This window comes from Spiroplasma litorale, assembly GCF_001267155.1.
Taxonomy (GTDB): domain Bacteria; phylum Bacillota_I; class Bacilli_A; order Mycoplasmatales; family Mycoplasmataceae; genus Spiroplasma_A; species Spiroplasma_A litorale.
Genome location: NZ_CP012357.1, coordinates 440,320 through 465,539 on the forward strand (window position 1 = coordinate 440,320; position 25,220 = coordinate 465,539).

The following is a 25,220-nucleotide window of genomic DNA, read 5'->3' on the forward strand; positions in this document are numbered from 1 at the left end:
TTATGAAAACATTTAAAGGTAAAATATATAAATTTATATATTTCTCAGAAACTGGATATGGAGTAGCGTTATTTAGTTTTTTAGACAATCCTAAAAAGATTATAAAAATTGTTGGAGATATAGCTCATATGAAAAAAGATTACATATATGAGATTGAAGCTGAACAATTTGAAGATAAAATTAGAAAAGAAATAAATTATAAAGTTAATCTCATTAAAAATATAAAAGACTTTGATGATAATGAAACTGTAATTAAATATCTTAGTTCCCCACTATTTCCAACAATTGGAAAAAAACTTGCTGAAAACATTGTTAATTATTTTGAAAAAGATATTATAAATAATATATTAAAAAACAAAAATGATTTATTAAATATAAAAAACATGACTAATGTTAAAGCTGAAATAATTTATAATACTGTATTAGAATTAAAAAATAATTTTATAGATATATTTATAACAAAAAAATTAAAAAAAGAATTTTTATATAAACTTACAAAAGATTTTAATGATAACAAAATAATTGAAGATATTTTAAATAATAATTTTTATAATTATGCTTTTGAAAATAATTTAGGACCTTTTGAAGAAGTTGATAAAGTTGCTTTAGCATTTAATGCCGATGAATTAGGGGAAGTTAGAATATCTTTTTTAGTTTATAACATTGTAAAGGAAATTCTTTATCAAACAAAAAATACATATACAGATATAGATACAGTAAAGAAAAAAATTAACTTAAACTTAACATATAATGAAGTATTTAATAAATTATTATATGCTAAAAAAGAAAAATTATTATATTTTAAGGATAAAAAAATTTATACAAAAGAAAGTTATGAAGATGAAGTTTTTATATCAAAAAAACTAATTGAGATAAAAAATAAAAACAATTTACAAAATTTTGAAGAAGCTTTTATTGATGAAAAAATAAAATTAATTGAAGATGAATTTAGTAAATCAAAAAAAATTGATAATTTTAAATTTAATAAAGAGCAAATTAACTCTTTAAAAAGTTTTGTGCATAATAATGTATTGATAATAACAGGTGGACCTGGGACAGGTAAAACAACTTTAATAAATGCAATAGTTCGACTTTATGAAATTATATATAACAAAAATGAAGACGACTATTCTATCCTTGCTCCAACTGGAAGGGCAGCATCAAGAATTAAAGAAGACTTTGATAATTTAAAAACTTCAACAATACATAGACTTTTAAAATATTCAGGCAATGATTTTTATGAAATTAACAAAAACAATATGCTTAGAAAAAATATGATAGTTATTGATGAGTCTTCTATATTAGGTAATCATTTATTTTCAAATTTACTAAGTGGAATTTGTGATATTGAAAAATTAGTTTTAATTGGAGATATAAACCAATTACCAAGTGTTGACTATGGGAATCTATATGAAGACCTAATAAATAGCGAATTTTTTAAAACAGAATATTTAATTTTAAATAACAGACAGTCAGAAGAAAACGACATTCCAATTTTAGCAAATCAAATTTGATCAAATTCAAATAATATTCAATTTGATAATTTTAAAAATATTACTTTTTATCATAATGATAATATTGATGAAGTATTTGATAAAATCAAATACTATTATAATAAATATAGTCCATTAGAAATTAAGGACTCAATCAATGGGATACAAGTAATTGCTCCTATGTATAAAAATATGTTAGGATTAGAAAATCTAAATAATTATCTTCAGGGATTTGCTAACCTTAATCCAAGCATAAAACTAAAAAAAGGTAGTGTGGTCTACAAAGAAAATGATAAAGTAATTTTTAATGAAAATAATATTAAGTTATTACTATTTAATGGTGATGTAGGTTTTATTAAAAAATATGTTAAGAATGATGAAGAATCTAAAATTTATTTAGATTTCTATTCAAGGAACATTGAACTCCCAATAGAATATTTAAAAAACATTGATTTGAATTATGCTTGTTCAATACATAAAACGCAAGGTAGCGAATATGAAAATGTAATATTAATATTAGATAATACCAATTCATATACCAGTAGATTTGTAGATAAAAGAATGTTGTATACTGCAATTACCAGAGCGAAAAAAAATCTTGTCATTATATCGGATAAAAATTTATTATTAAAATGTGCAAATTATTTAAGTCCTTCAAGAAAAACTACATTAATTGAATGTATTAAAAATAATTAATAATATATACCATTTAATATTTATTTTTTAAAATATTTAAATAAATTTTAGTATGTGTATAAAGTGCTTTATTTTAAGAAAGTTTTAATAAAAACATTAAAAAAATGTAAAATCTTATTAGAAATCAATTTTAAAAATTTGAGAGGAAATTTATGAAGCAAAAAGGAATATTCTTTACATTGTTGTTTTTTACGTTATTGTTTTTAGTGTCGATAATTATGAGTGTTTCATTATTTAAAAGTATAAATATTAACAAAGAGTTACAAAATTCAGGTGTTGATGAATCAATATGAAATAACATAACTAATCCATTTGAATTAGCATACTTTATTTTTGGATATAAAGGTTTTTGATCTATAATGACCTTAAACTCATTTAACTTTGTAGTATTTTCGTTATTTTGAGTTTTTTTAACACCTTTGTCTTTTTCTTTCTTCTTTCTTTTTCTAACAATATATATTTTTACAATTATAATTCATAATATAAGAAGAGATTATAAATATAAAACTGCAAAATTTCTTGGAAAATGAGGAATGTATATATCATTTATTGTGTTACTAGTTTTTATTTCAATAACTTTGGGGTTGTTTTCAGGATTAGAAGTTGAATTTAAAAAAGTTGATTCTTTAAATGATTATTTCAAAAGTGGTTTCTTTGATTCATTTTCAGTTATTTCTTTATTAAAAGTAATTTCAAATGGATACTTATTTAAAATCAACAAATTTAATACTCAATATATACTTGGTGAAAATTTTAATTATGGATTACTTGTAGCTTCTTTAGTATTTGGTGTAGTTTTCTTACCTATTATAGGAATAACATTTATAATTTTTGGATCAATTTGAATTGCAACTTTCATATCAATAAGAAATAGTTCGCACTCAAAATTTAGAATGTGATTAAAAAACATTAGAATTGACTCTAAAAGAGAATTCTATTCACTTATTTTAAAAAATGAATGATTATGAATTGTTACTGCAGCCTTTTTAGTAACTGTAGCAGTTCCAGGTTTGGTTCATCCTTACAAAAATAGTTTTCAAATAATATTATCAATCATATCAATATGTAGTATACCACTTGTATTTACACCCCTAATAATTGGTATGGCAAGAGTTGTTAAAATCAAAAGGTTTAATTATAACTTATTAATGTTTCTTCAAATTATGATTCTATTATTTACTGTTTTGTCTTTGCAACTAATTATATGAATATTATTCAAAGAAGAAATAAAAGTTCATTCCTCAGTATCATCTTTCGTTCCGTTTTTAACAATTACTGCAGCAATTTTTGCTGAATTTGGATTTGTAAAACTCCAAAAAAGATAAAATTTATTTTATCTTTTTTTTAACAATAAATTAATAATTTAAATTAAAATATACATATTGGAGGTTAATATGATTATTAAAAATGCAAAAATAGTTTTGGAAAACAAAATTATTAATAATGGTTGATTGGAAATTGAAGATGGAATTATAAAAAAAATAAATGAAGGTTCATATGATGCTGACGGTCTTGATTTAAAAGGTAATTGGTTGTTACCTGGATTTATTGACTGCCATGTACATGGTGGTTATGGTGTCGATTTTGAAACAGGTACTCTAGAAGGATTTGAAACTTTTTCTAGAAAAGTAGTTCAAGAGGGTATAACAAGCTATGTTCAAGGAAGTGTGACTAACTCATTGGATAATAATTTAAATTATATGAAACAATTTAGCCTATTTATGAATAAAAAGAACATTAGTGGAGCAAAATGTTTAGGAATTCATTTAGAGGGACCTTTTATTTCACCTGAAAAAAAAGGTGCACATGAACTTTCATTATTAGAACCCCCAAATATTAGTACTTTAAAATTATTAATTGATGCTTCAAATAATAATATAAAAATTGTAACTTATGCACCAGATCTTCAAGATGGTAACTTTACAAAGTACTTGTTAGATAATAATATAATTCCAAGTGCTGGTCATACAAATATAAGTTTTTCAGAATGTGAAAAAGACTATAAAATTGGTTTTAGACACATTACTCATCTCTTTAATGGAATGAGTGGTGTATCACAATATGAACCTGGACTCGCATCATTTTCGTTATATAAAGACGATATTTTGTGTGAAGTTATTAGTGATGGTATTCATATTAATCCTGATACTTTAAAGCTTATATATAAAATAAAGGGTCCAGAGGGGATTTGCATAATTACAGATGCAATGAATGCAAAAGGATTAAATGATGGAGAGTATAAATTAGGAAATTTAGAAGTTATTAAAAAAGGTATGAAAGTTAGTTTAAAAGATAGTGGTGTTTTAGCAGGAGCTGGGGCAACTTATGATCATAATGTAAGAACTTTCTTTAATTCAATTGGAAATATTAAAATGAATGAACTTATTAAAATGACTTCTATAAATATATCTAAACAGTTAAATATTTTTGATAAAACAGGAAGTATTGATATTAATAAAAAAGCAGACTTGGTTGTTCTTGATGATCAATTAAATATATTAAAAACAATAGTAGAAGGTAGAATTTTATATGAATCAAAATAAAATAAATCCAAGAAGTCTTATAATAAATAAATTTTTATTTACTTTTGGTTATTTATTTATTTATTTAATAAGTTTTATTTTATTACTAAAAGTTTTAAAAGAACAAAAAGATGCAAATTCTTTATTTATAGAAAATAAAACTTATTTAGCTCTAACTATTTTCTTTCTAATTGCTTCAATGATTGCTTTTACATCTTTTTTTATTATTAGATTTACAGTTAATAAAAAAACTGGCTATAAATATAGTAAAAAAGAATTAATTTATGTTTCAATTACAATTATTTTATTATTTCTATCTTATGTTATGTCAATTATTGTAATTTCTAGTATTTATTTTATAAAAAGTAATATTCTTGCATTTATTATTTCTATTCTTGTAATTCAAATAATTTTTGGTATCATATCTTCAATTTTAGAGGGTTTAACAAGAATTAAAGAACAACATATGATTAATAGTGCATGAGATGAAGTAGAACCAAAAACTAATTTGAAAAATAAATCCCAAACAAAACCTAAAGAAGACAAAATGATGGATTTAAAAAAATCTGGTAAATATGTTAACCCATTTAAAGATGGAGAAAAAGAAAATGATTAAGTTTGGTACAATTGGAACTTCTAAAATTGTTGAGGATTTTATCAAAGCAACACTAACAAGCAGTTTGGTAAAAGTCTCATGTTGTTATTCTAGAGATAAAACAAAAGCAAGAGAACTAATTAATAAATATTCTATATATGCTACTTCAGCTAATAAGTTTGAAACTTTAGTTGATGAAGTTGATGCTGTGTATATTGCTTCACCAAACGGAATGCATTATGAACAAGCAAAATATTTCTTATTACAACAAAAACATGTTTTATTAGAAAAACCACTTACACTAGATTACAAACAAGCAATTGAATTATCTGAAATTGCAAATAAAAATAAAGTAATATTTATGGAAGCCTACAAAACAATCCATTTACCACAATTTAGACATTTAATTGAATTTACAAAATCATTTCAACCTTTTATGGTAAATTTAAATTTAAATAAAGTTACATCTAGAATAAATAACTTAAAAAATAGAATCATTGATAATATATTTGATTATAATCTAGGAAGAGGATCAACATATGATTTATTAGTTTATCCTGTTGAACTTAGCGTTGCATTGTTTGGTGATGTAGAAATAGTAAAAGCTCTAGGACAAAAATTAGATAATAAAAGTGGTTTAAATGATTGTGTAATATTAAAGCATAAAAGTGGTGTACTCGTTAATATAACTTGCAGTAAAGTTTCTAATGGTACAATAAGCAACGAAATATTATCTGATGGTATAACTCTAAGTTTTGAAGATGTAATAAATATTAAATCTATAAAAATACACAAGTATGACAATAATTCAGTTAATGAAATTGACTTCCAACTAGAAGAAAATAATTTAGTATATGAAATTATGGTTTTTGCAAAAATGATTAATGAAAATGATTTTGCTTTGAGAGACTATTTAATTAAAATATCTTTAGAGGCATTAAGAACATTAAATAGAGTTGAAGAAGATCAACTAAATAGGGGTTAGTATGAAAAATTTAAATAAATATATAGATCACACAGTTTTAAAACCAGATGCTACATTAGAAGATATCAAAAAAATTTGTAATGAAGCAATTGAAAATAATTTCGCAACAGTTTGTATAAATCCTTTTAGAATATCAGATGCTAAAAGAATTTTATTAAATAAAAATGTTGGTATTACAACAGTTATAGGTTTTCCTTTAGGTGCTAATTTAACAGATACTAAGGTTTTCGAAACAAAAAAAGCAATTGAAGACGGAGCAACAGAAATTGATATGGTAATTAACATTGGTGCAGTAAAAGATCAAAATTGAGATTATGTTTATAATGATATTAAAAAGGTAAAAGAAGTCGCAAAAGATAAAGTAGTAAAAGTAATACTTGAAAATTGTTTACTAACTAAAGAAGAAATTGTTAAATGTTGTGAAATTGCTTTAAAGGCAAATGTGGATTTTGTAAAAACTTCAACTGGATTCTCTAAATCAGGAGCAACTTTTGATGATGTTAAATTAATGAAAAGTGTTGTAAAAGATATTTGTAAAGTTAAAGCAGCAGGAGGTGTACGAACTACAGAAGACGCAATCAAAATGATTGAAAATGGAGCTGACCGACTTGGCACAAGTGGTGGAGTACAGATTGTAAATGGAGAAAGCAACAAAAATAATTATTAAAAAAAGTAGTGTAAACTACTTTTTTTAAAATAATCATTTAATTTTATCTAATTTTTCAATTGGAAGTGATTTTTTTCACTCTGAGATTGATAGACCATCAATAATTTTAAGTTTAATATAATCTTCTTCTAAATCATCAAACAAGTATCTAACCAAACCACCCTTAGATGACTCTAATATTAATTTAAAAGACTCTCTTTGTAATAGTACATTTTTATTATTAATTTTTGCAAACGTAATTTTTTGGTTTATATTTAAAGAATCTTTTTTTATGCTACAACAATAACTAGTAGCATCAATACCAAATAAAATATTACTGGTTGCATAACCCATTTGCTTCAATAAACTAAATATATTATCTGATGTTTCATAAGTAATGTTTCCTACAACAATTATTCCAACTTTTTCATTTAATACTTTATATTCATAGTTATTTATAGTATGTCCGAAAAGTTTATCTAGGTACTTAATAAGTCCAACTTTTTCACTTTCAAATATTTGTCCTAATACACTTGTTTTTGTTTTACCAATAAGGAAATCTAAGGAATCTTGTAAATCAAGTTTAATAAGTGTTTTTCCATTTCTTTTTAAAATCCTATCTTTTAGTTTAGGAATATAAACTTCTACTAAATTAATGATATTGGAAGCATCAGTATAAATAGATAAATCTCCATCTGGATATTTATCTAATATTTTTTCATAGTATTCATATTCTCCTTCTTTTGAACCTGAAAAAATTATTGAATTGTCTAATGCATAGATACTTGAACCAATTAATGGAGTTTTTGTAACAATAAAATTTGTTAGGTAGTTTGATAGTTCTTTGATACTGGGAAGATTTTCACTACCTACAAAATTCATTAAATGACCAATTCCTGTTTTTATTGATCCATAATTAGTGCATATTCCTTTTTGTGAGTAATCATGAAATTGATATTTTACATGATTTTCATTATCGCAAGTTTCTATTGAATATTTTAATGCTAATTTTTTTAGTTGGTAGCTAACATTACCAGATGTTAAAATTGGTCATAATTCACTAATGAATCATGTTTCTATATAATCAACTAACCATCAATATCTTGGATTTGTATTTCATAAAAATACAAGTGGTGTATCTTCTGTTAATCTAATTTTTTTATTTATTTTTTTTTCATAATATTCAATTGTTAGAAAATCTATTGGTAATTTTTTAATTTCTGAGTGTAGATACTTAAAATCTTTTATCATTTCTGATGAAAATTTAATATTTGTATGATTTGTTAATTTATTTATATCTTCAATTACATCAGCTCAATTTTGTTTAAAAAAATTATTATTTCATTCTTCTTTTAATTTATTAATGGTGTAATCAACCCCATATGAATAAATGTATTCAATAGGATTTTTATTTATTTTTAAATCTTTATTAAAGGAGTCAAATTTTTTAGGGGTTATATTTGCAAAAAGGAATGTTGTATTTTCTGGAAAAAGATCATTGTGTCCAATCTTGTAACCATCTGTTTTAAATAAACTTATCATTATATCAAATTATCTCCAACTACATCTATTTATTGATTGTTTTATATACTTTGCTTAACAATCTAATTATATATTTTTTTTATTTCTTATTAACCTATATTTTTTTTATATAATTAAATTGTAGTTACTAGTTGTCTATAAGTGTTTATTATGCTTCTAATTACATTATTATTTATTTTTCATAAATATTTAAAATGATATTTATGTTCGGAGGAAAAATGAAAAAAATATTATCTATTATTGGAGGGATTTCAATTTTAGTAGCACCAGTATCATCAATAATTTCTTGTGGAGGAGATGATGGTAATACATTTAACATATCTTTTGTACCATCAATTAATGCGACAGATATTCAAAATACAGTAAAACCACTTCAAGATAAATTAGAAAGTTATTTAAAAGCAAAAGACCCTAATTTTACTAAAAAAGTAAAAATTACTACATCTTTAAACTATGAAGCTGCAGGAAGCTCGATGAAAGCAGGCAAATCTGATTTAGCATTTTTACCAGTAAATACTTATGATTCATTTAGAGGTGAATCAAATAATGATGGTACTTATAGTGATGCAGGAGTACTATTAATTTCATCTAGGGATGGTTTAGCAGCAGAAACCAATTATTCTGCATTTAAGGATAATGGAGTATTTTCTGACTCAAAAGGAGCAAGTCAAGACTTAACTTTAGAAAGTTTAGCTAATTTATCAATGGAATATAATGATTTATTAGACAAAAATTTTGATTTAAATAATAAAAGCAAAGAAGAATCGAAATTAGAACTTAACAGCGATAATATTAACAAAGCATTGTATGACAAAAATAATCAAGTCAGTTATTATAGATCATACATTTTTGCAAATAAAGATTATTTATCAAAAAAAGAAGATTTTAATGAGAAAAATATTCGCGAATCAGTTAAAGATAAAGATAAAATGGCTAAACTAATTAAAGAAGCAGGAAAAAGTTTATCATTAGGTCGTAGCAAAACTTCAAGTGGTTCTCTTTTATACCCATTACTTTGAATGAATAAAACATTAGGTATAGATAAACCTACTGAGTTAAGAGATATTTATAAAAGTAGTACAGAGCAATCAAATTATGTAAATGCAGCACAACAAGTAGCTGATGGAACAGTTGGTTTAGCACTTGGTTATGCAGATATAAGATATGATTTAAAAAATGACTTAGCAGAATTACAAAAAGCATTCAAAAATACAATTGTAATTGGTGCAACAACTGGAATACCAAATGATGGAATAATGTATTCAAGAAAAAAAGTTGATGAAACATTAGCAACAACTTTAAGAACAGCATTTAAAGAATTTGTTAAAGATCCAAGTTTAAAAGAAGTATTTGATTTATACGGTCACAATGATTATGTTGGAGTTGGTAATGATCAAACTTCTAAAGAATTTGAAATACAAAGAGATAAAATAATATCAAATAACGTTGAAAATCTTGCAAGTATAAAAGAAATAGTTGAAAGTTTATAATACTTTAAAATATGTAATGTTTACATATTTTTTTGTGGAGGAAAAATGATTAAATTTATAAATGTAAATAAAGTATGGCCAAATGGAAAACATGCTTTAAGTAACATTAATTTAGAAATTAAAGATGGAGAATTTTTAGCAGTTGTAGGTTTATCTGGTGCTGGTAAAACTACATTACTAAAAACGATAAATAAATTTACTTCAATTAACTCAGGTGATATATTTATAGAATTCAATGATTTAAAATTTGATGTAAATAAGTTAAAAGGCAAATCATTAAAAGAACTTAGAAAATTAGTAGGACTTATGTCACAAGAATATAATAATATTGAAAGACAAGTAGCTTTAAGAAACGTTTTAAATTCAAGAGTTGCTAAAATGAGTTTTTTAAGATCATTAATAGGATATTTTAATAAAAAAGATAAAATGATTGCACTAACTAACTTAAATAAATTAAACTTACTAGACTATGCATATGTAAGAGTTGATAATCTAAGTGGGGGTCAACAACAAAGAATTGCTTTGGCAAGAACTTTATCACAAGAGCCTAAGTTAATTATTGCTGATGAACCAGTTTCTGCTCTTGACCCAATACTTGCAAATCAAGTCATGCAAGATTTCAAAAAAATTAATAAAGAAGATAATATTACAATTATTATAAATATTCACCATATTGACTTAGCTATTAAATATGCTGACAGAATAATTGGCCTTAAAGATGGAATAATTGTTTACGATGGAAAACCTAATGATTTAAGTGAAGAAAAATTAAGGATAATATATGGAGAAGATTTTTCAAAATAAAAATGATTAAAAGAAAAATAAGTTCAGTTTTTTCACGAAATGTATTTAAGGTTGGAAACAATATTTCAAAAAAACCAACTAGGTTGTTTGGTATTTCTATAAGTATTTTAACAATATTAATTGTTATTTTTGGTTTTGCATATCTAGAGGGAAGTTGAGCAGAATTTTTTAATAGCTTTGATAATTTAGGCAAAACACTTAAAGAAATGATTAAGTGAGATTTTAAAGCATACACTACTCCAAATATATTTGGAGAGAAATTTATTGATAATGCTTTTAAATCTGTTTTAGACACAATAATAATGTCTTTTGCAGGAACAATTGTTGGGGTTATTATATCCATTCCAATAGCACTGTGTTCTTCTAATAACATAGTTCATAATAAAATAATTAATGGTTTTTTTAAATCTATAATGGCAATTTTCAGAACAATTCCAGCATTTACCTTTGCATTATTTTTAATTGGATATTTTGGACAAACTACGCTATCTGTTGCAATTGCAATTGCAATATTTACTTTTTCTGTTACAGGTAAATTATTTTATGAAAGAATAGAAAGTATTAATTTTAATATTTATAGATCTTTACAAGCTACGGGTGCTTCAAAGTTTAGATCTTTTAAAGCAGCAATTATTCCTCAAATTTCTCATAACATAGTATCAATTACGTTTTACTCTTTAGAAACTAATATTAGATATATTGCTATAATTGGTGGTCTTTCATCAGTTGGTATTGGTCAATTAATTCAAGATAATATAAGTTTACAAAAATGGGATCGAGCAGGTTTTCTATTATTTTTATTAATAATGGTAGTAATTATAATGGAAGTTTTAATCTACGTTATTAAAAAGTTTATATTAGAAGATAGTGATTATTTATTAGATAAAAGAGAAAACAATAAAATAATTAATAAAGTCAAGAAAAAAACAAGAATGAATAATTTAAGATTTTATATTAATAATGAAATTATTAGAGATTTTAATATAAATCATCCAAAAAATAGGAAATCTATTAAAGAAAAAATAAATTATTGATTTTTAAAAAAAATGAAAATTAAAGATTTTAAAAAAATTCATAATAAATTAATTTTAGACGATAAAAGAAAATTTAAGGAATTAAAATCAAAAGAAGTTAACTCCAAAAAATGATTCATTTACAATGAAGATTTATCATCATATGTTAGAATAGATAAAATATATCTAACAAGTTTTAATATTAAGGTTGAAAAAATGAAATCAGACTTGTTAGAAAAATCAAACTCCGAATTAAAAATAAAAAAAGAGAAGTATTTAAAAAATTTAACAATAGAAAATGTTTATAAAAAATCTCCTAAATTTTGAGTTAAAAGAACGCTTTTTTATGGATTAATTTTAGTTTTTTTTATTTATTCATTTTCAACAATAGAGTTCCATATTGAACCAAGTGAAACTATAAAAACAAATAATAAAAATCTGCTAGAAATATTTAAAATAAACTGGGAATCATTATTTTCAAAAACTGATAGTGCACCTTATTCTGTAATTAGTTTAATTTTTGAAACTTTATCGATAGCAATTGTTGGAACTACAATAGGGGTTGTATTTGCATATATATTAGGTTTATTAAGTTCTGAAACAATTGTAAACTTTTACATTGCAAAATTTTTCGTAGCTGTTAATTCAATAATCAGAGCAATACCCACATATATTTATGCAATTATATTTATAGTACTTGTTGGTTTGGGTCCTTTTAATGGAGCTATTGCGCTTGCTATGGGAACTATAGGTATGCTTACAAAATATAATAGAGAAATTTTTGAAGATATTAATAAAAAAATAGTTATTCAACTTCAAGCAACTGGCTTAAATAGACTACAAAGATTCAAGTATGGAATAATTCCTCAAACTTCAAGTAACATTGTTTCTTATATTGTTTATAGATTTGATATTAACTTTAAAGAGGTATCTTCACTTGGAATTATTGGTGCTGGTAATATGGGTTATTTATTAAACACTTATTTTTCAGATCATTACTTTCATGAATTTGGAGCACTATTATTTGGAATAATAGTATTTACATTTTTAATAGAAGCATTAACAACAGTTTTACGAAATAAAATTAATTATAATATAAACCCAATTTTTATAGATTGAATTATATTGATAATTAAAAAAAGAAAATTTATTTATTACAAAGCTAATGAATTTTTATTAAATCAAAAAATTGAATTATCATATGATGAATCAAGTGCACTTTATTCATATACAAATAAAAAATTGTTTAGTTTATCTAAAGATATGAAAATAAATAATGAAAGCAATAGTTTATTAAAATCTGTAAATCAAACTTTCAAATTTTACAAATTTGATAGTATGAAAAGCTTTATTAAAGAGTACAAAAAATCTTTAAAAGTAGTAAAAAACTTTAGATTTGAATATCTAAGTGGCTTAAAAAATGAATACCAAGAAAATATTGCTAATATTAAAGAAATATTTAATAAAAGCAAAGATAAAACTGAGTTTAAAAAAAATAAAAATAGTTTAAAAAAAATTTATAGATTTAAAAAAAATACTCTTAATTATTAGAAAGAAGCAAAAATATGATCAATATACTTATTAAAGAATTGTTAAAACACAATAAGATTATAATTTTGAGACATATTTTTCCAGATTTAGATGCAATAGGTTCACAAATGGGTTTATATCAATTTATAAAAGATAACTTTAGTGATAAAGAAGTTTTGGTCTCAGGTCACGTTCCACCAGAATATAGCTCAATTGGATTATCAAATGATTTAAAAAAAGAAGACTATAAAAATGCTTTAGTCATTATTACTGACACACCAATAACTTCCAGAATAGATATTAAAGACATTAATTATTTGAAAGAGGCAAAAACAATATTTAAAATCGATCATCATATTAATGTTGAGAATTTTGCTGATGTTGAAATTGTTGATGACTCATATCCAGCAACTTGTGAATTATTAACTGTTATATTTAATTCTAAAAATTATATATTTTCAAACAAAACGGCTTATTATTTATTTCATGGTTTAGTTACTGATACAGATAGATTTTTATATAGAAATGTTACTTCAAGAACTTTTGAAGCGGCTTCAATTTTAATGAATAAAAAAATTGATATAAATAAAATTTATAATAATATTTATTCATTAGAAGATAACTATTTACGAATGAAAGGTTATATATTGTGTAATTATGTTTTGACGCAAAATAATCTTGCTTATATAATTATTGATAAAAAAATTCTAGATAAATATAAAATAAAAAATCCACACCAAGTTTCTTTATGAGTAAATATTTTAGGTGAACTTAAAAGTGCTAAAATATGGATTTTCTTTGTTCAAAATGATAATCATATCAGAGTTGAGTTTAGATCTTCAAAATATTCAGTTAGAGAAATAGCTATTAAATATGGCGGTGGCGGTCATAAAAGCGCATCAGGTGCTAAAGTAAAAGATTTTATAGAATGTCAAAAAATTATAAGTTATTGCAATGAATTATTAAAAAATAACCAAAATTAAAACCAAATTATGTACCGAATATTAATAAAGAACCTTATTATGCAGAAAAAAATATTTAAAATAAAATAATTAAAATTAATATTTTTTCATAAAGTATAATAAATTCAATTTTATTTATGATTAAAATAAATGTAATTATTATTAAAAACTTAATAAGGTATAAGTAAACTTTTATTCTTTAATTTTTGTTAAAAAATATAAGTTATATTAATAACTTTAAAATTTAATTAACGAGTCAAATGGACCTTTAATTTTAACTAGGTTTTTGATATAATAATATAGTATTATCTATTCAAGAGGTGCTTTTTATGAAAAAAAATGGTTATGATATACCACATTTTAATCTATCCGCTCCAATAAGGAAAAGAATTAATGATTTAGTAAAATTAAATATTAGTCCAACTACTATTAATATTATAACTGGAGAATTTTCAAAAGCTGATGATGAAACTAAAGAAAATATAGGTAGATATATTGCTAGATTAATTGAAATTCAAAATGAAATTTTGGAAAAACATTATGAAGGTATTAAACTTAGTGGTGGAATATTAAACTTGAAACAAGAGTTAAATATAACAAAAACTAAAAATAACCTACAAAGAATACAACAAATATTTTTGAAAAAAGACATTGATTTAGAAAGAATAACAAAACATAATAAAAACTCAATTATTAATTCTGAACATACACTAGAAAATCTAAATTTTAGAGATGCTATGATGATAGATAATAATTTTTCTACTGCTGAACAACAAAAAAAAGAATATTTAGAAAAAATTGCCACTCAAAAAACTAGAATAAATAACGTAATTAGTTTAGAAAAGTCAAAATTAAAAAAAGCTAAATTATTATATTTAGAATTTCAAAAAAATAAAGAATTTGATAAAGCTGAAAAAATTAAGCTATATAGTAGACAAATTATAAAGAGAATACAATCAATTATTCATGCAAAAAATAATTGCAAAAATATTTTGGACATACCAGATAGTTTAATAGATGGAACTGCTTTCTCTAATGAAAAAAAAGAATCACAAAGCAGTGTTTTTTTAAAAATTAAAGAAAATATGAAAAAAAGCGCTACAAAAACGTCATTAAACATTGATCTTAAAACTTTTTTTGATGTACCCGAATTTGATGAAAAAAAAAATAGTTTTCTAGACCAAGAATTAATTGATAATACAGTTGAATCAAGTTTAAAAAAAAAATATAAAGATGATACTTTAGATTTATCAGATGACTTAAAGAAAATCAACGAAATAAATGACATAAAAATACATCATAAAAAAAAATATGTTGATGATAAAAAAGAAAAAATTATAAAAAAAATAAAGAAAAAATCAAAAGCAAAGGATTTAAAAATCCAACAAGTTGAAAATGATAAAAAATTAATAGAAGAAGAATTAATTCAACTTAAAAAAGATCTTAAAGTTGAAGAATTAAGGTCAATTGAATTACACAAAAAGAAATCAATTGAAAATACAAAAAAAATCTTGAAAAGAGATCGACAAAAGTACGAAACTTCATTTAATATATTAGAAAAAAAATGAAAAGCGTCTGTAATAAATAATTTTTTATCATCAAAACAAAAAGCTTTTAATGTAATGACTAATATAAAAAGTAAAGCTGGTATTAAAAATAAAAAGAATTTAATTGAAGATGAAAATAAAGAGTAAATAGTGTATTAAATACTATTTTTTTTGTATAACATTATATTGTGATTGATATGAATAAACAAAAAACAAAAAACAAAAAATTATTTTCTATTAGTCAAGAGACTAAAAATAGAATGAAAACTTTTTTGCAAAAACTATCATCTTCATTTGGCTTTGTTATAATACTTATGCCAATTTTTGGTCTTTTTTATTCTATAGGTTCTTTATTTGATGAAAATACAGCAGGTTTATTATTTAAAAGAATGGGGACAATTTTATTCTCAAACATAGGTTTGTGATTTTGTTTGGCAATAATAATTGGTTTTACAAATAATAAAGGTGCTGCAGTCTATAGTGGAATAATTTCTTATTTTGTATTTAATTTATTTATATCTGTTTTTATTTGAAAAAATAACGAAAAAACATTTACTGTTTGATTTTGAAAAGAACTAGAAACAAAAATTTATTTGACTGAATTTTTATTTGGTAAGTTTCAAACATTTAACACAGGTGTAGTTGGTGGAATTGCAATTGGGTCTTTAATTACATTTATTTATAATAAATATAAAGATCAAAATCTAATCAAGAGTTTATCTTTTTTTTCAAAAGAAAAATTTGTGATTTTATTAACTCCATTTGTATCTATTATATTAGCTTCGTTATTTATCATAATTTGACCAATAATTGGGTATTTAATGATGTGAATTGGTAAAGGTGTTTCGAAATCTCCAATAGGTTTAGATGCGTTTATTTTTAGAACAGTTCAAAGAATGTTAATTCCTTTTGGTTCAAGTTTATTATGACAAGCTCCTATGTGATATAGTTCAATTGGTGGTAATGTAAATGATTATGAGCTGCCTTTACTAGCAGAGTATATTTATAGAACAAATCCAAATCTTACAAATGATTCAATAAATAAAATAAAAGATGCAATTGAAAATTTTAAAGATTTTAATAACTTTATAGACTATTTAAAATCAAACTTATCTTCAGAAATAAACAATATATTTGAAATTGAAAGTAATTGAAAAAACGAATTTGAAACATTTTCAAAATTAGAAGGAGATCAATTTTTATCTTATGCCGCATTAACAAATAATTATATTACGATTAATGATTGCTGGAACGTGGGTCTTAGATTTTCTAGATTTATAACTGGTGGATATGTTAATTCAATGTTCACACTTCCAACTATTGCATTAGTATTATTATTAAATGAAAAAAAAGGTGAAAGACGCAAAGAAATGGGTGTTTATATAACTGCTGCACTAACTGCATTTTTGCTTGGTATTACAGAACCTATTGAATATATGTTTTGCTACACAGTTCCATTATTCTTTTTCACCATTTATGCGCCTTTTAACGGAATAGTTGCAATGTTTACATCAATTTTTAAAGTTAAAATTGGAACCATGTTTTCTACTGGATTGTTTGATTTTACATTAAGCGGTATTATACCAAGTGTCAACAACCAATCAACAAATATTTGAATACTACCAATTATTGGTATTTTATCTTCAATAACAATGTTTTTTATATCATATTATTATTTTAAATATAATAAAAATAAAAAAGATAAAATTGAAAAAATAAATTTAAAATTAGATCAAAATTAATTATACTAGTTGATTTATTTTTTGTAATATTATGTCTGCAACTTCACTTTTTTTTAACTTTTCAAATTCATAGATATCATTTGATTTTGTTAATATTTTAATTTTGTTATATTCAGAGTCTAACGTATCTACTAAATTAATAACAATCATATCTAATTTTTTTTCGATTAATTTATTTTTTGCTTTATCGATATCAAAATCATTTGCTAATGAAAAACCTACAAGAAATTGATTTTGTTTAATTTTAGATAACTCTTTTAAAACATCAATTGATTCTTTAAGACTGATTTTATCAAAATTTTTGTTATCTCTTTTTTCAATTTTTCCTTGATAAACTTCACAAACTTCATAATCAGTTAAAGCAGCGCAACAAATAACAATATCTGAACTATTATAATATTTCATCATTTGTTCCAACATTTCTACATTTGTATTTGCATATATATTATTTTCATTTTGAGTAATGTTAAGGTCATTATCTCCAAAAACACTAATAATATTATTGCATTTATTATAAAGTTTTTTTACAATTTCATAACCCATCTTACCACTAGATGAGTTTGTAATATAACGAACTTTATCTATATAACTTCTAGTTCTACCGAAGTTAATTAAGATATTCTTATTTTTTAAATTATTATAATCTTTAAAGTATTTATCTACAATTTCCAAAACTTCAATTGGTTCATGGGCTCTACCGATTCCATAATCGCCGCTTGCTAGTCTACCATATTTAGGTTCGTATCAAAATACATTTGAGAGATTGGACAAGTATTTCTTATTCTTTTCTAATGTTTTGTTAGTATACATATTTGTATTCATGCTCGGAAACAATAAACAATCAAATTTACATACTGCAAAAAGTAGGGAAGCTAAATCATCACTAATTCCTGATGAAACTTTACCAATATAATTATAAGTAGCTGGATAAACAACATTTAAATCACTGTTAAACGCTATTTTAATATGATCTGCATAATGGTGATTATCTTCATAAAATTCTTTATCAAATATATCATCATATGTGTTGATATTGTTAAATTTGACAAATTTATGAGCGTTTTTAGTCATAATTACATTAACTTTATATTTTTTACTTAATAAATCATATAAATGATTAGATTTGCTAGCAGCTATTCCCCCAGTTATAATCAAATTTATTACTTTCATTTGTTACCTCTTTAATAATGCTATTTTATACCTTATTTTACAAATATTTTTAAATAATTTATAAAAAAATATAGACATATTCATAATAGTTATTTATAATTTAATTGTATTGGAGTTGAATAATAAATGGCAAGTGTTGTTGTAAAAGAAGGAGAGCCTATTGAGAAAGCTCTTAAGCGTTTCCAAAAAGTAGCTGCTGCAAATAAATCAGAAGCTAGAAAACGTGAATATCACTTAAGTAAAAAAGAAAAACGCATTTACAAACAAAATCAAAATAAAAAATTTGGATAATTCCAAATTTTTTATTTTTATATAATAAATAGTAAAAGAAAAAAATAAATTTATTTAGTACTTTATTAAAAATCTCAACTAATATATAATTAATTTAAGCATTAATTTGAGAGGAAAATAATATGGGAACTGAAAATCAAATGTTTGATTCAAATATTGAATTTAGCGATAGTGTTGGAACTAAAAGTGACACAAAATTAAAAGCTGTAAAAAGACCAGCTATTTTAGCTGATAATTTTAGTAAGGTTGATTTGATAAAACAATCAAGAGTATTGATGTCAAGTAAAAAAGGTAAGGCAAATATTAATGAATTACCCGCTGGTGTTAGAGTATCAATAAAAAATAAAGAAAGAATTGAAAAGATTCTTAATACTAAAGATCATAGTTCAACAGAAGAGATTAGAAAAAAACTTTATATAGAAGGTAAACCTTTAAACAAAAAAAGAGCAGAAGAATTAAGAGAGGAAAGAATCTCGTTTTTTCAAAAAAACATTAATAAAAGTAAATCAGGTCATCTTGACAAAATGCCAGATTTTTCAAAACCTGTAGCAATTAAAAAAACAGCAGTAAAATCTTTAAAAGAACTAAAAATGGAAGAGATTAATAATATTGCAAAATCAGTTAAAAAAACTACAAAGTCTAATACTTCTGCTAAACCAAAAACTTCAGCAACCACTAAGACAACAAAAAATGCTTCTGCAAAGTCATCAAAATCAAAATAATTTTTTATAAAAACTCTTTCGAAAAAATGGAAAGAGTTTTTTTATTTAAAAATTATTTCATTTTATAAAATTAATTCCAAAGTTAGTTACTAATATTTTATAAAATTATTCATATGTTATTATTACCGTAGCCATTAAGGCAATGGAGGAAACTAATGAAAAAATTATTAGGTTTATTAGCGGCTACTGGTTTGATTGCAACAACTAGTGCAACAGTTGTGTCATGTGGGGAAACAGATAAAACTGATTTATCATCTTTATCAAAAAAAGATTTAGGAGATATTAATGGTGAAGGAGAAAAACCTTCAATTTCAGATATAGTTAGTGCTATAAATAGCAAAAACTCAGGATATGGATTAAAATCTTCAGACGTAGAATTTGAAGGAGAAGTAACTGTTTTAAAAGCAAAAATAAAAGCAAAAGCAGACTCTGAAAAATTCACAGGTAGTGTTGAAGTGAATTATAATTATTCAAAAAAAAGTGAGTCAACACCCGAAGCTACAAAATTATCAGATATAATCAAAAAAACTGATTTAGGAACAATTAAAGTAGCTGATGCACAAAAAGCACCTTCACTTGAAGAAGTTTATAATGCAATTAAAACTGCAAACTCAACTACAATTGGTAAATTAACAAAAGATGATCTTAAATTTAGTGGTGAAGCAAAAACTACTGAAGCAACAGTTACAAATGCAAATGATAAATTTACAGGTTCAATTAAAGTAACTTATAAATTAGAAAATAAAGAAGCAGAAGCTACAAAATTATCAGATATAATCAAAAAAACTGATTTAGGAACAATTAAAGTAGCTGATGCACAAAAAGCACCTTCACTTGAAGAAGTTTATAATGCAATTAAAACTGCAAACTCAACTACAATTGGTAAATTAACAAAAGATGATCTTAAATTTAGTGGTGAAGCAAAAACTACTGAAGCAACAGTTACAAATGCAAATGATAAATTTACAGGTTCAATTAAAGTAACTTATAAATTAGAAAATAAAGAAGCAGAAGCTACAAAATTATCAGATATAATCAAAAAAACTGATTTAGGAACAATTAAAGTAGCTGATGCACAAAAAGCACCTTCACTTGAAGAAGTTTATAATGCAATTAAAACTGCAAACTCAACTACAATTGGTAAATTAACAAAAGATGATCTTAAATTTAGTGGTGAAGCAAAAACTACTGAAGCAACAGTTACAAATGCAAATAGCAAATTTACAGGTTCAATTAAAGTAACTTATAAATTAGAAAATAAATAATTAATAACAAAATCTGCAACTAAATTAATTGCAGATTTTTTTTGTACCTAATTTAGTTTTCGTAGTTCAAAGTATTATAATTAATTTATAAGTTATTAACTTATAAAGGAGGATTGTATGATTAATATTTTAAATGAAAAATATATTATGAATAATAATTTGGAAATACCAAAAGTTGGTTTAGGAACTTATAAACTAACTAACGAACTAGAAGGAGTTGAATTAATAAAAGCTGCAATAACAGCAGGTTATAGACTCATTGATACTGCAAAAGTATATGAAAATCATAAAATTATTGCAAGAGCAATTAAAGAATGTGATGTAAAAAGAAAAGATTTATTTATAACTTCAAAAATATGAAATAAAGATCATAAATATGAGGATGCAAAATTAGCTATAGATACAATTTTAAATGAGCTTGAATTAGACTATATTGATTTGATATTAGTTCATTGACCTACAAAGTATAGAAATGAATGTTATAAGGCTTTAGAAGAAGCAGTTGAAGAAGGGAAAGTTAAATCTATAGGTGTTAGTAATTATCAAAAGCATCATATTGAAGAATTAATTTCCATTTGTAAAATAAAACCAGTTATTAATCAAATAGAACTACATCCAGCTTTAAGGAATCAAGAAGTAGTAAATACATGTAAAAAGCATAATATATTGGTTGAATCATGAGGTACTATGATAAGAGGTAAATGTTTTGAAATCGAACAAATAAAAAAACTTGCATTAAAGTATAACAAAAGCGAACCACAAATTTGCTTAAGATGAGCTTATCAAAATGGTTATGTAATAATACCTAAAACTTCTAAACCTTCAAGAGTTGTAGAAAATACAATGATTTATGATTTTCAGTTAAACGATGAAGATATTGATCTTATAAATAGTATTAATGAGTTTAGAGATGGTCCAGATCCAGATAACTTTAATTTTTAATATTTCTTTAGATATTATATAATAATAGTGGAGGGAAAAAATGAAAAAAATATTAGGATTATTAGGAACAGTTGGCATTATATCAACAACTACATCAAGCATTATTTCGTGTGGTAGCGATGATGTTGAAGGATATAAAACTACTGAAAATAAAGTATATACAAATAAAAATGACCTTAACAGTTTAGAAGATCAAATCTCAGTTTTTTTTATTATTGGTAATAATAATTTTACAGATAAAGAATATGTATTTGAGGTAAAGGCAGAAAAAGAAAATGTTGAAGTAAATTATTTTAAACTTAAAAATCTATCAAAAAGATCAAATGATTATAGAATCTATTCAGCAGATTTGGTTATAGAAGTCTTAGAGAGCAATCAAAAACCAAGCAAAAACGATAAATTTAATATTAAGTTTTGTGTTAAAGATAGTACAAATTACTTCGGTAACTTTGAACTAGTTTTTACAGGCGAATAGGGGGATAATGATGAAAAAAATTATAGGTTTATTAGCAACTACTAGTTTAATAGCTTCAACTACTACAGCTGTTGTTTCTTGTGGTGATGAAGAATCTGGATTTACAACTTATAAAGTTAACGTATACCAAGATAAAGATGATTTCATAGGAAAAACTGATAAAATTAATTTTATGATTATAGTTGGAAATGACTATTATGCAAATAGCGAACAAGAATTTAAATTAATGTTTCAAGGTTCGGTAAAAGGTGATGATAATTGAGTGAATTATTCAATGAATCCGTTTGTATCAAGTAAAATTTCAAAAAAAGATGATAACAATAGGATTTACATGGGTCAAATATATTTTAATCCAAATCCTTCTGAAGATGATAAACCAGAACAATATCAAAAATATAAAGTAAGTTTTAGCGTAGAAAATTCATATGAACTTGATTCATTTCAATTTAATTACAAAGAAAAATAAGATATTTTAAATTGACATCTAGATTAAGAGATACCTATAACGGTTAGACTTATTTTAGGTGTTTTTATTTGTAAAAGAGCCCTTAAAATATGATATAATATATAAGTTATTTTATTAAGGAGAAATTTATGAATAGTGGGAAATTAATTATTTTATCTTCATCTGCGTTTATTGCACTTGTTGGTTTTATTGAACTTCTAATCACATTATTTTTAGGCGGTAAATTATCTGTTGTAATTCCATTGGTAATTGGTGGATTATTAATTATTACTGCTGCTATGGTAAATATATTATTCTGTTTTAGACAAGTGGTAAAAATTAAAGCATCTTTAATTTTATCATTTGTTTATACAATAGTAGTATTAATTTTATTTATCACATATCCATTGGTTGTTGATTTTTCAATGAATACAATTTATGTTTATAGTACAATTCTAGTATTCACAATTATATTCTTTACAGTTTTAGTTATTACTAACTTTAGTGAAAGAATTAAAGGGTTAGAATATTAGTATAAACCAAGCTTGCTTGGTTTTTTTGTCTTAAAGTATAAAATATATTTAATATTAAAAGGATATTTTAGTTATGGATATTAAATTATTAGAAGATTTTATCTCTAAAAAAGGGATTTATAAGTTGTTTAATAAAGCTTTATTAAAAGACTTTTTAACAATAAATGAAAATGATATTTTTTTCGAAGATAAAGTAATTGAATGTTCAAAAAATTATGCGGAAAAAACTCTTAGTAAAATTAAAAAAACTATTAATATTAAAATTGAAATAAGTGAATTAATGGACATGTTAAGTTTTGAGTTTTATTCTGATACTGAGTTTTTAGTAAAAAAAATAAATAATGAGGACGAAATTAAATCTTTTATTGTTAGCGTAATAAAAGGAAAAGAAAAAAATATTAATAATATTTATTTAGAAGGAAGTGCAAGAGTTTGATTGCTTAAAAAAATTGACCTTAGTAAAGAGATTGTTAATAGAAATATAAAAAATTTATCTAGTAATATTTTTTTGTCAAAAGAATCAAAAATAATAAATGAATTATATAACATTAACAAACTATCATATGATAAAAAATATGTTACTGTAGATATAATAGATTCAACAAATAAAATTGCAAAAATTAGGCCTTGCAACGGATTTAATGGCCCTTATTATTTGAATGAAGAAATTATTGTTAATTTCTAATTATATTTAACTCTTCTTTTATTTGATCTTTTCCATTTAATCAAAGCTCACAAATTTTATTAAATATTTTAATACCCATAAATTGATGCACATATCTTGTTGGGTGTACATTATCAATATAAAAAAAGTCATCTAAATTTACATTTTCAATTTTTTTAATTGTAGTATTATGGTTTGTATAAATTTTATTCTTATTATCATAAATTAATTTATCTACACCATAGTTATTTAATGTATTAACTTCTCTATTAAAAGTTTTTCTATATAATTTTGAATATTCATCAACTAATGAACCAAAATTTTTATATAAATCAAATACTTCAATTTTATCTTTATACTTATTTTTTAACAAGTCGATAGTATTCATTATTTTATTGTAAAAATAATCACAAATACAATTAATAAATTCCATCTCTTTCTCATTTTTGTTTATAAAACTTGAAAATTCAGTAACTTCACCATATTCGTTTAACTCACCACCTTGTATCAAAGGTAATAATCTTATATCTGAAACTGTTGTATATAACACGCAAGCACCCTTGCTCATTACTTTTTCTAAAGAAATATTTATACCAGATATTGCTAAGTCAATTATATTTTTTGCACCTTCAAAATTTTTTTCTTTCAAACCTTTTTGGATTGCATCTAAGATATCATTACCACCAATTTCAAATATTATTAATCCATTCTCATCAATACTATTTTATTCTATTAATGAATCAGTTTGAGAATTTAAATCTGCACTCATTTTTTTATCAATAATATTGATTTCGTTAAATGAAATCGAAATATCTCTATGTGATCTTGCACCACCAATAGCATAATTTCTGCCATTAATATTATCTTCGTTTAAAAACATTGCTCCGCCTGGTTTCATTGGCGAATCAAATCCTAAATAATAATTAACTCATTCTACAGCGCTTGTTCTATTTGAATATGAAGGATAATTATTAGAAATTTCAAAATTCCCCCCAAATTCATATTTAATTTTGTTTTTTGTTTTATTCAAAATAACTTGTGCAATACTTTTATAACCTCCAGCATCACTTAAACTGTTACCTAAAACATAAAAATTTTTGAATTTCATATAATTCTCCTTAGATAGAACACTAATAATATTAACAA

At 23.4% G+C, this 25,220-nt stretch carries 24 protein-coding genes; 20 read left to right on the forward strand and 4 right to left on the reverse strand.

Features of this window, described 5'->3' with window-relative positions; genetic code table 4:
• Positions 1-2 precede the first annotated feature (2 nt).
• The 6 genes from SLITO_RS02130 (at position 3) to deoC (ending at position 6,958) form a co-directional block, all read left to right on the forward strand.
• Complete coding sequence (locus SLITO_RS02130) at positions 3-2,189, forward strand: AAA family ATPase (RefSeq protein ID WP_075058140.1); 2,187 nt, start codon at positions 3-5, stop codon at positions 2,187-2,189.
• Between the two features lie 152 nt (positions 2,190-2,341).
• Entirely contained in the window at positions 2,342-3,514 is a 1,173-nt protein-coding gene (scm1, locus tag SLITO_RS02135; protein ID WP_144416396.1) for a motility-associated protein Scm1, read from the forward strand.
• A gap of 69 nt (positions 3,515-3,583) precedes the next feature.
• Positions 3,584-4,732: an N-acetylglucosamine-6-phosphate deacetylase gene (gene nagA, locus SLITO_RS02140; RefSeq protein WP_075058142.1), complete on the forward strand. Its 1,149-nt coding sequence runs from the start codon at positions 3,584-3,586 to the stop codon at positions 4,730-4,732.
• Positions 4,719-5,327: a hypothetical protein gene (locus tag SLITO_RS02145; protein WP_075058143.1), complete on the forward strand. Its 609-nt coding sequence runs from the start codon at positions 4,719-4,721 to the stop codon at positions 5,325-5,327. The genes nagA and SLITO_RS02145 overlap by 14 nt, the downstream gene beginning before the upstream one ends.
• Positions 5,320-6,291 (forward strand): Gfo/Idh/MocA family protein, encoded by a 972-nt coding sequence (locus tag SLITO_RS02150; protein WP_075058144.1) that lies wholly within the window; start codon positions 5,320-5,322, stop codon positions 6,289-6,291. Before SLITO_RS02145 ends, SLITO_RS02150 begins: the two co-directional genes overlap by 8 nt.
• Before the next feature lies 1 nt (position 6,292).
• Positions 6,293-6,958 carry a deoxyribose-phosphate aldolase gene (gene deoC, locus SLITO_RS02155; protein ID WP_075058145.1) on the forward strand — a complete coding sequence of 222 codons (666 nt, stop codon included), beginning with the start codon at positions 6,293-6,295 and terminating at the stop codon, positions 6,956-6,958.
• 24 nt (positions 6,959-6,982) lie between these two features.
• On the opposite strand, the gene SLITO_RS02160 is transcribed toward deoC, so the two are convergent.
• On the reverse strand, positions 6,983-8,479 hold the full coding sequence (locus SLITO_RS02160; RefSeq protein WP_075058146.1) for a beta/alpha barrel domain-containing protein: 1,497 nt from the start codon (positions 8,477-8,479) through the stop codon (positions 6,983-6,985).
• 218 nt (positions 8,480-8,697) lie between these two features.
• Here SLITO_RS02160 and SLITO_RS02165 point away from each other — a divergent pair, with 218 nt between their 5' ends.
• The 6 genes from SLITO_RS02165 (at position 8,698) to SLITO_RS02190 (ending at position 17,567) form a co-directional block, all read left to right on the forward strand.
• On the forward strand, positions 8,698-9,969 hold the full coding sequence (locus SLITO_RS02165; protein ID WP_075058147.1) for a PhnD/SsuA/transferrin family substrate-binding protein: 1,272 nt from the start codon (positions 8,698-8,700) through the stop codon (positions 9,967-9,969).
• A 45-nt stretch (positions 9,970-10,014) separates the two neighbouring features.
• Positions 10,015-10,773, forward strand: a complete 759-nt coding sequence (gene phnC, locus SLITO_RS02170) for a phosphonate ABC transporter ATP-binding protein (protein ID WP_075058148.1) — start codon at positions 10,015-10,017, stop codon at positions 10,771-10,773.
• Between the two features lie 2 nt (positions 10,774-10,775).
• Entirely contained in the window at positions 10,776-13,337 is a 2,562-nt protein-coding gene (locus SLITO_RS02175; RefSeq protein WP_075058149.1) for an ABC transporter permease subunit, read from the forward strand.
• A 14-nt stretch (positions 13,338-13,351) separates the two neighbouring features.
• Positions 13,352-14,299 carry a DHH family phosphoesterase gene (locus SLITO_RS02180; protein WP_075058150.1) on the forward strand — a complete coding sequence of 316 codons (948 nt, stop codon included), beginning with the start codon at positions 13,352-13,354 and terminating at the stop codon, positions 14,297-14,299.
• A 308-nt stretch (positions 14,300-14,607) separates the two neighbouring features.
• The gene (locus tag SLITO_RS02185) at positions 14,608-15,972 is read left to right on the forward strand and encodes a hypothetical protein (protein WP_075058151.1); all 1,365 of its coding nucleotides are present in this window, start codon (positions 14,608-14,610) and stop codon (positions 15,970-15,972) included.
• A 50-nt stretch (positions 15,973-16,022) separates the two neighbouring features.
• Positions 16,023-17,567 (forward strand): PTS transporter subunit EIIC, encoded by a 1,545-nt coding sequence (locus tag SLITO_RS02190; RefSeq protein ID WP_075058152.1) that lies wholly within the window; start codon positions 16,023-16,025, stop codon positions 17,565-17,567.
• On the opposite strand, the gene coaBC is transcribed toward SLITO_RS02190, so the two are convergent.
• On the reverse strand, positions 17,568-18,737 hold the full coding sequence (gene coaBC, locus SLITO_RS02195; protein WP_075058153.1) for a bifunctional phosphopantothenoylcysteine decarboxylase/phosphopantothenate--cysteine ligase CoaBC: 1,170 nt from the start codon (positions 18,735-18,737) through the stop codon (positions 17,568-17,570). It abuts the gene before it with no gap.
• 126 nt (positions 18,738-18,863) lie between these two features.
• Here coaBC and rpsU point away from each other — a divergent pair, with 126 nt between their 5' ends.
• The 8 genes from rpsU to SLITO_RS02235 all read left to right on the forward strand — a co-directional run bounded on the left by rpsU (position 18,864) and on the right by SLITO_RS02235 (position 24,095).
• A complete protein-coding gene (gene rpsU / locus SLITO_RS02200; RefSeq protein ID WP_075058154.1) occupies positions 18,864-19,028 on the forward strand; it encodes a 30S ribosomal protein S21 in 165 nt (54 codons plus the stop codon).
• Positions 19,029-19,150: 122 nt separating this feature from the next.
• On the forward strand, positions 19,151-19,750 hold the full coding sequence (locus SLITO_RS02205; RefSeq protein WP_075058155.1) for a hypothetical protein: 600 nt from the start codon (positions 19,151-19,153) through the stop codon (positions 19,748-19,750).
• Positions 19,751-19,905: 155 nt separating this feature from the next.
• A complete protein-coding gene (locus tag SLITO_RS02210; RefSeq protein WP_075058156.1) occupies positions 19,906-21,015 on the forward strand; it encodes a lipoprotein in 1,110 nt (369 codons plus the stop codon).
• A gap of 117 nt (positions 21,016-21,132) precedes the next feature.
• Positions 21,133-21,957, forward strand: a complete 825-nt coding sequence (locus SLITO_RS02215) for an aldo/keto reductase (RefSeq protein ID WP_075058157.1) — start codon at positions 21,133-21,135, stop codon at positions 21,955-21,957.
• A gap of 40 nt (positions 21,958-21,997) precedes the next feature.
• Complete coding sequence (locus SLITO_RS02220; protein WP_075058158.1) at positions 21,998-22,432, forward strand: lipoprotein; 435 nt, start codon at positions 21,998-22,000, stop codon at positions 22,430-22,432.
• Positions 22,433-22,442: 10 nt separating this feature from the next.
• Positions 22,443-22,898: a lipoprotein gene (locus SLITO_RS02225; RefSeq protein ID WP_075058159.1), complete on the forward strand. Its 456-nt coding sequence runs from the start codon at positions 22,443-22,445 to the stop codon at positions 22,896-22,898.
• A 128-nt stretch (positions 22,899-23,026) separates the two neighbouring features.
• A complete protein-coding gene (locus tag SLITO_RS02230; RefSeq protein ID WP_075058160.1) occupies positions 23,027-23,410 on the forward strand; it encodes a hypothetical protein in 384 nt (127 codons plus the stop codon).
• Positions 23,411-23,483: 73 nt separating this feature from the next.
• Positions 23,484-24,095, forward strand: coding sequence for a hypothetical protein (locus tag SLITO_RS02235; RefSeq protein ID WP_075058161.1), 612 nt, complete (start codon positions 23,484-23,486; stop codon positions 24,093-24,095).
• On the opposite strand, the gene SLITO_RS02240 is transcribed toward SLITO_RS02235, so the two are convergent.
• Positions 24,085-24,792, reverse strand: coding sequence for an SGNH/GDSL hydrolase family protein (locus SLITO_RS02240; RefSeq protein ID WP_083433342.1), 708 nt, complete (start codon positions 24,790-24,792; stop codon positions 24,085-24,087). The two genes, SLITO_RS02235 and SLITO_RS02240, sit on opposite strands and share 11 nt — an antisense overlap.
• Before the next feature lie 6 nt (positions 24,793-24,798).
• Positions 24,799-25,182, reverse strand: coding sequence for an SGNH/GDSL hydrolase family protein (locus tag SLITO_RS02245; RefSeq protein ID WP_075058163.1), 384 nt, complete (start codon positions 25,180-25,182; stop codon positions 24,799-24,801).
• Positions 25,183-25,220 lie beyond the last annotated feature (38 nt).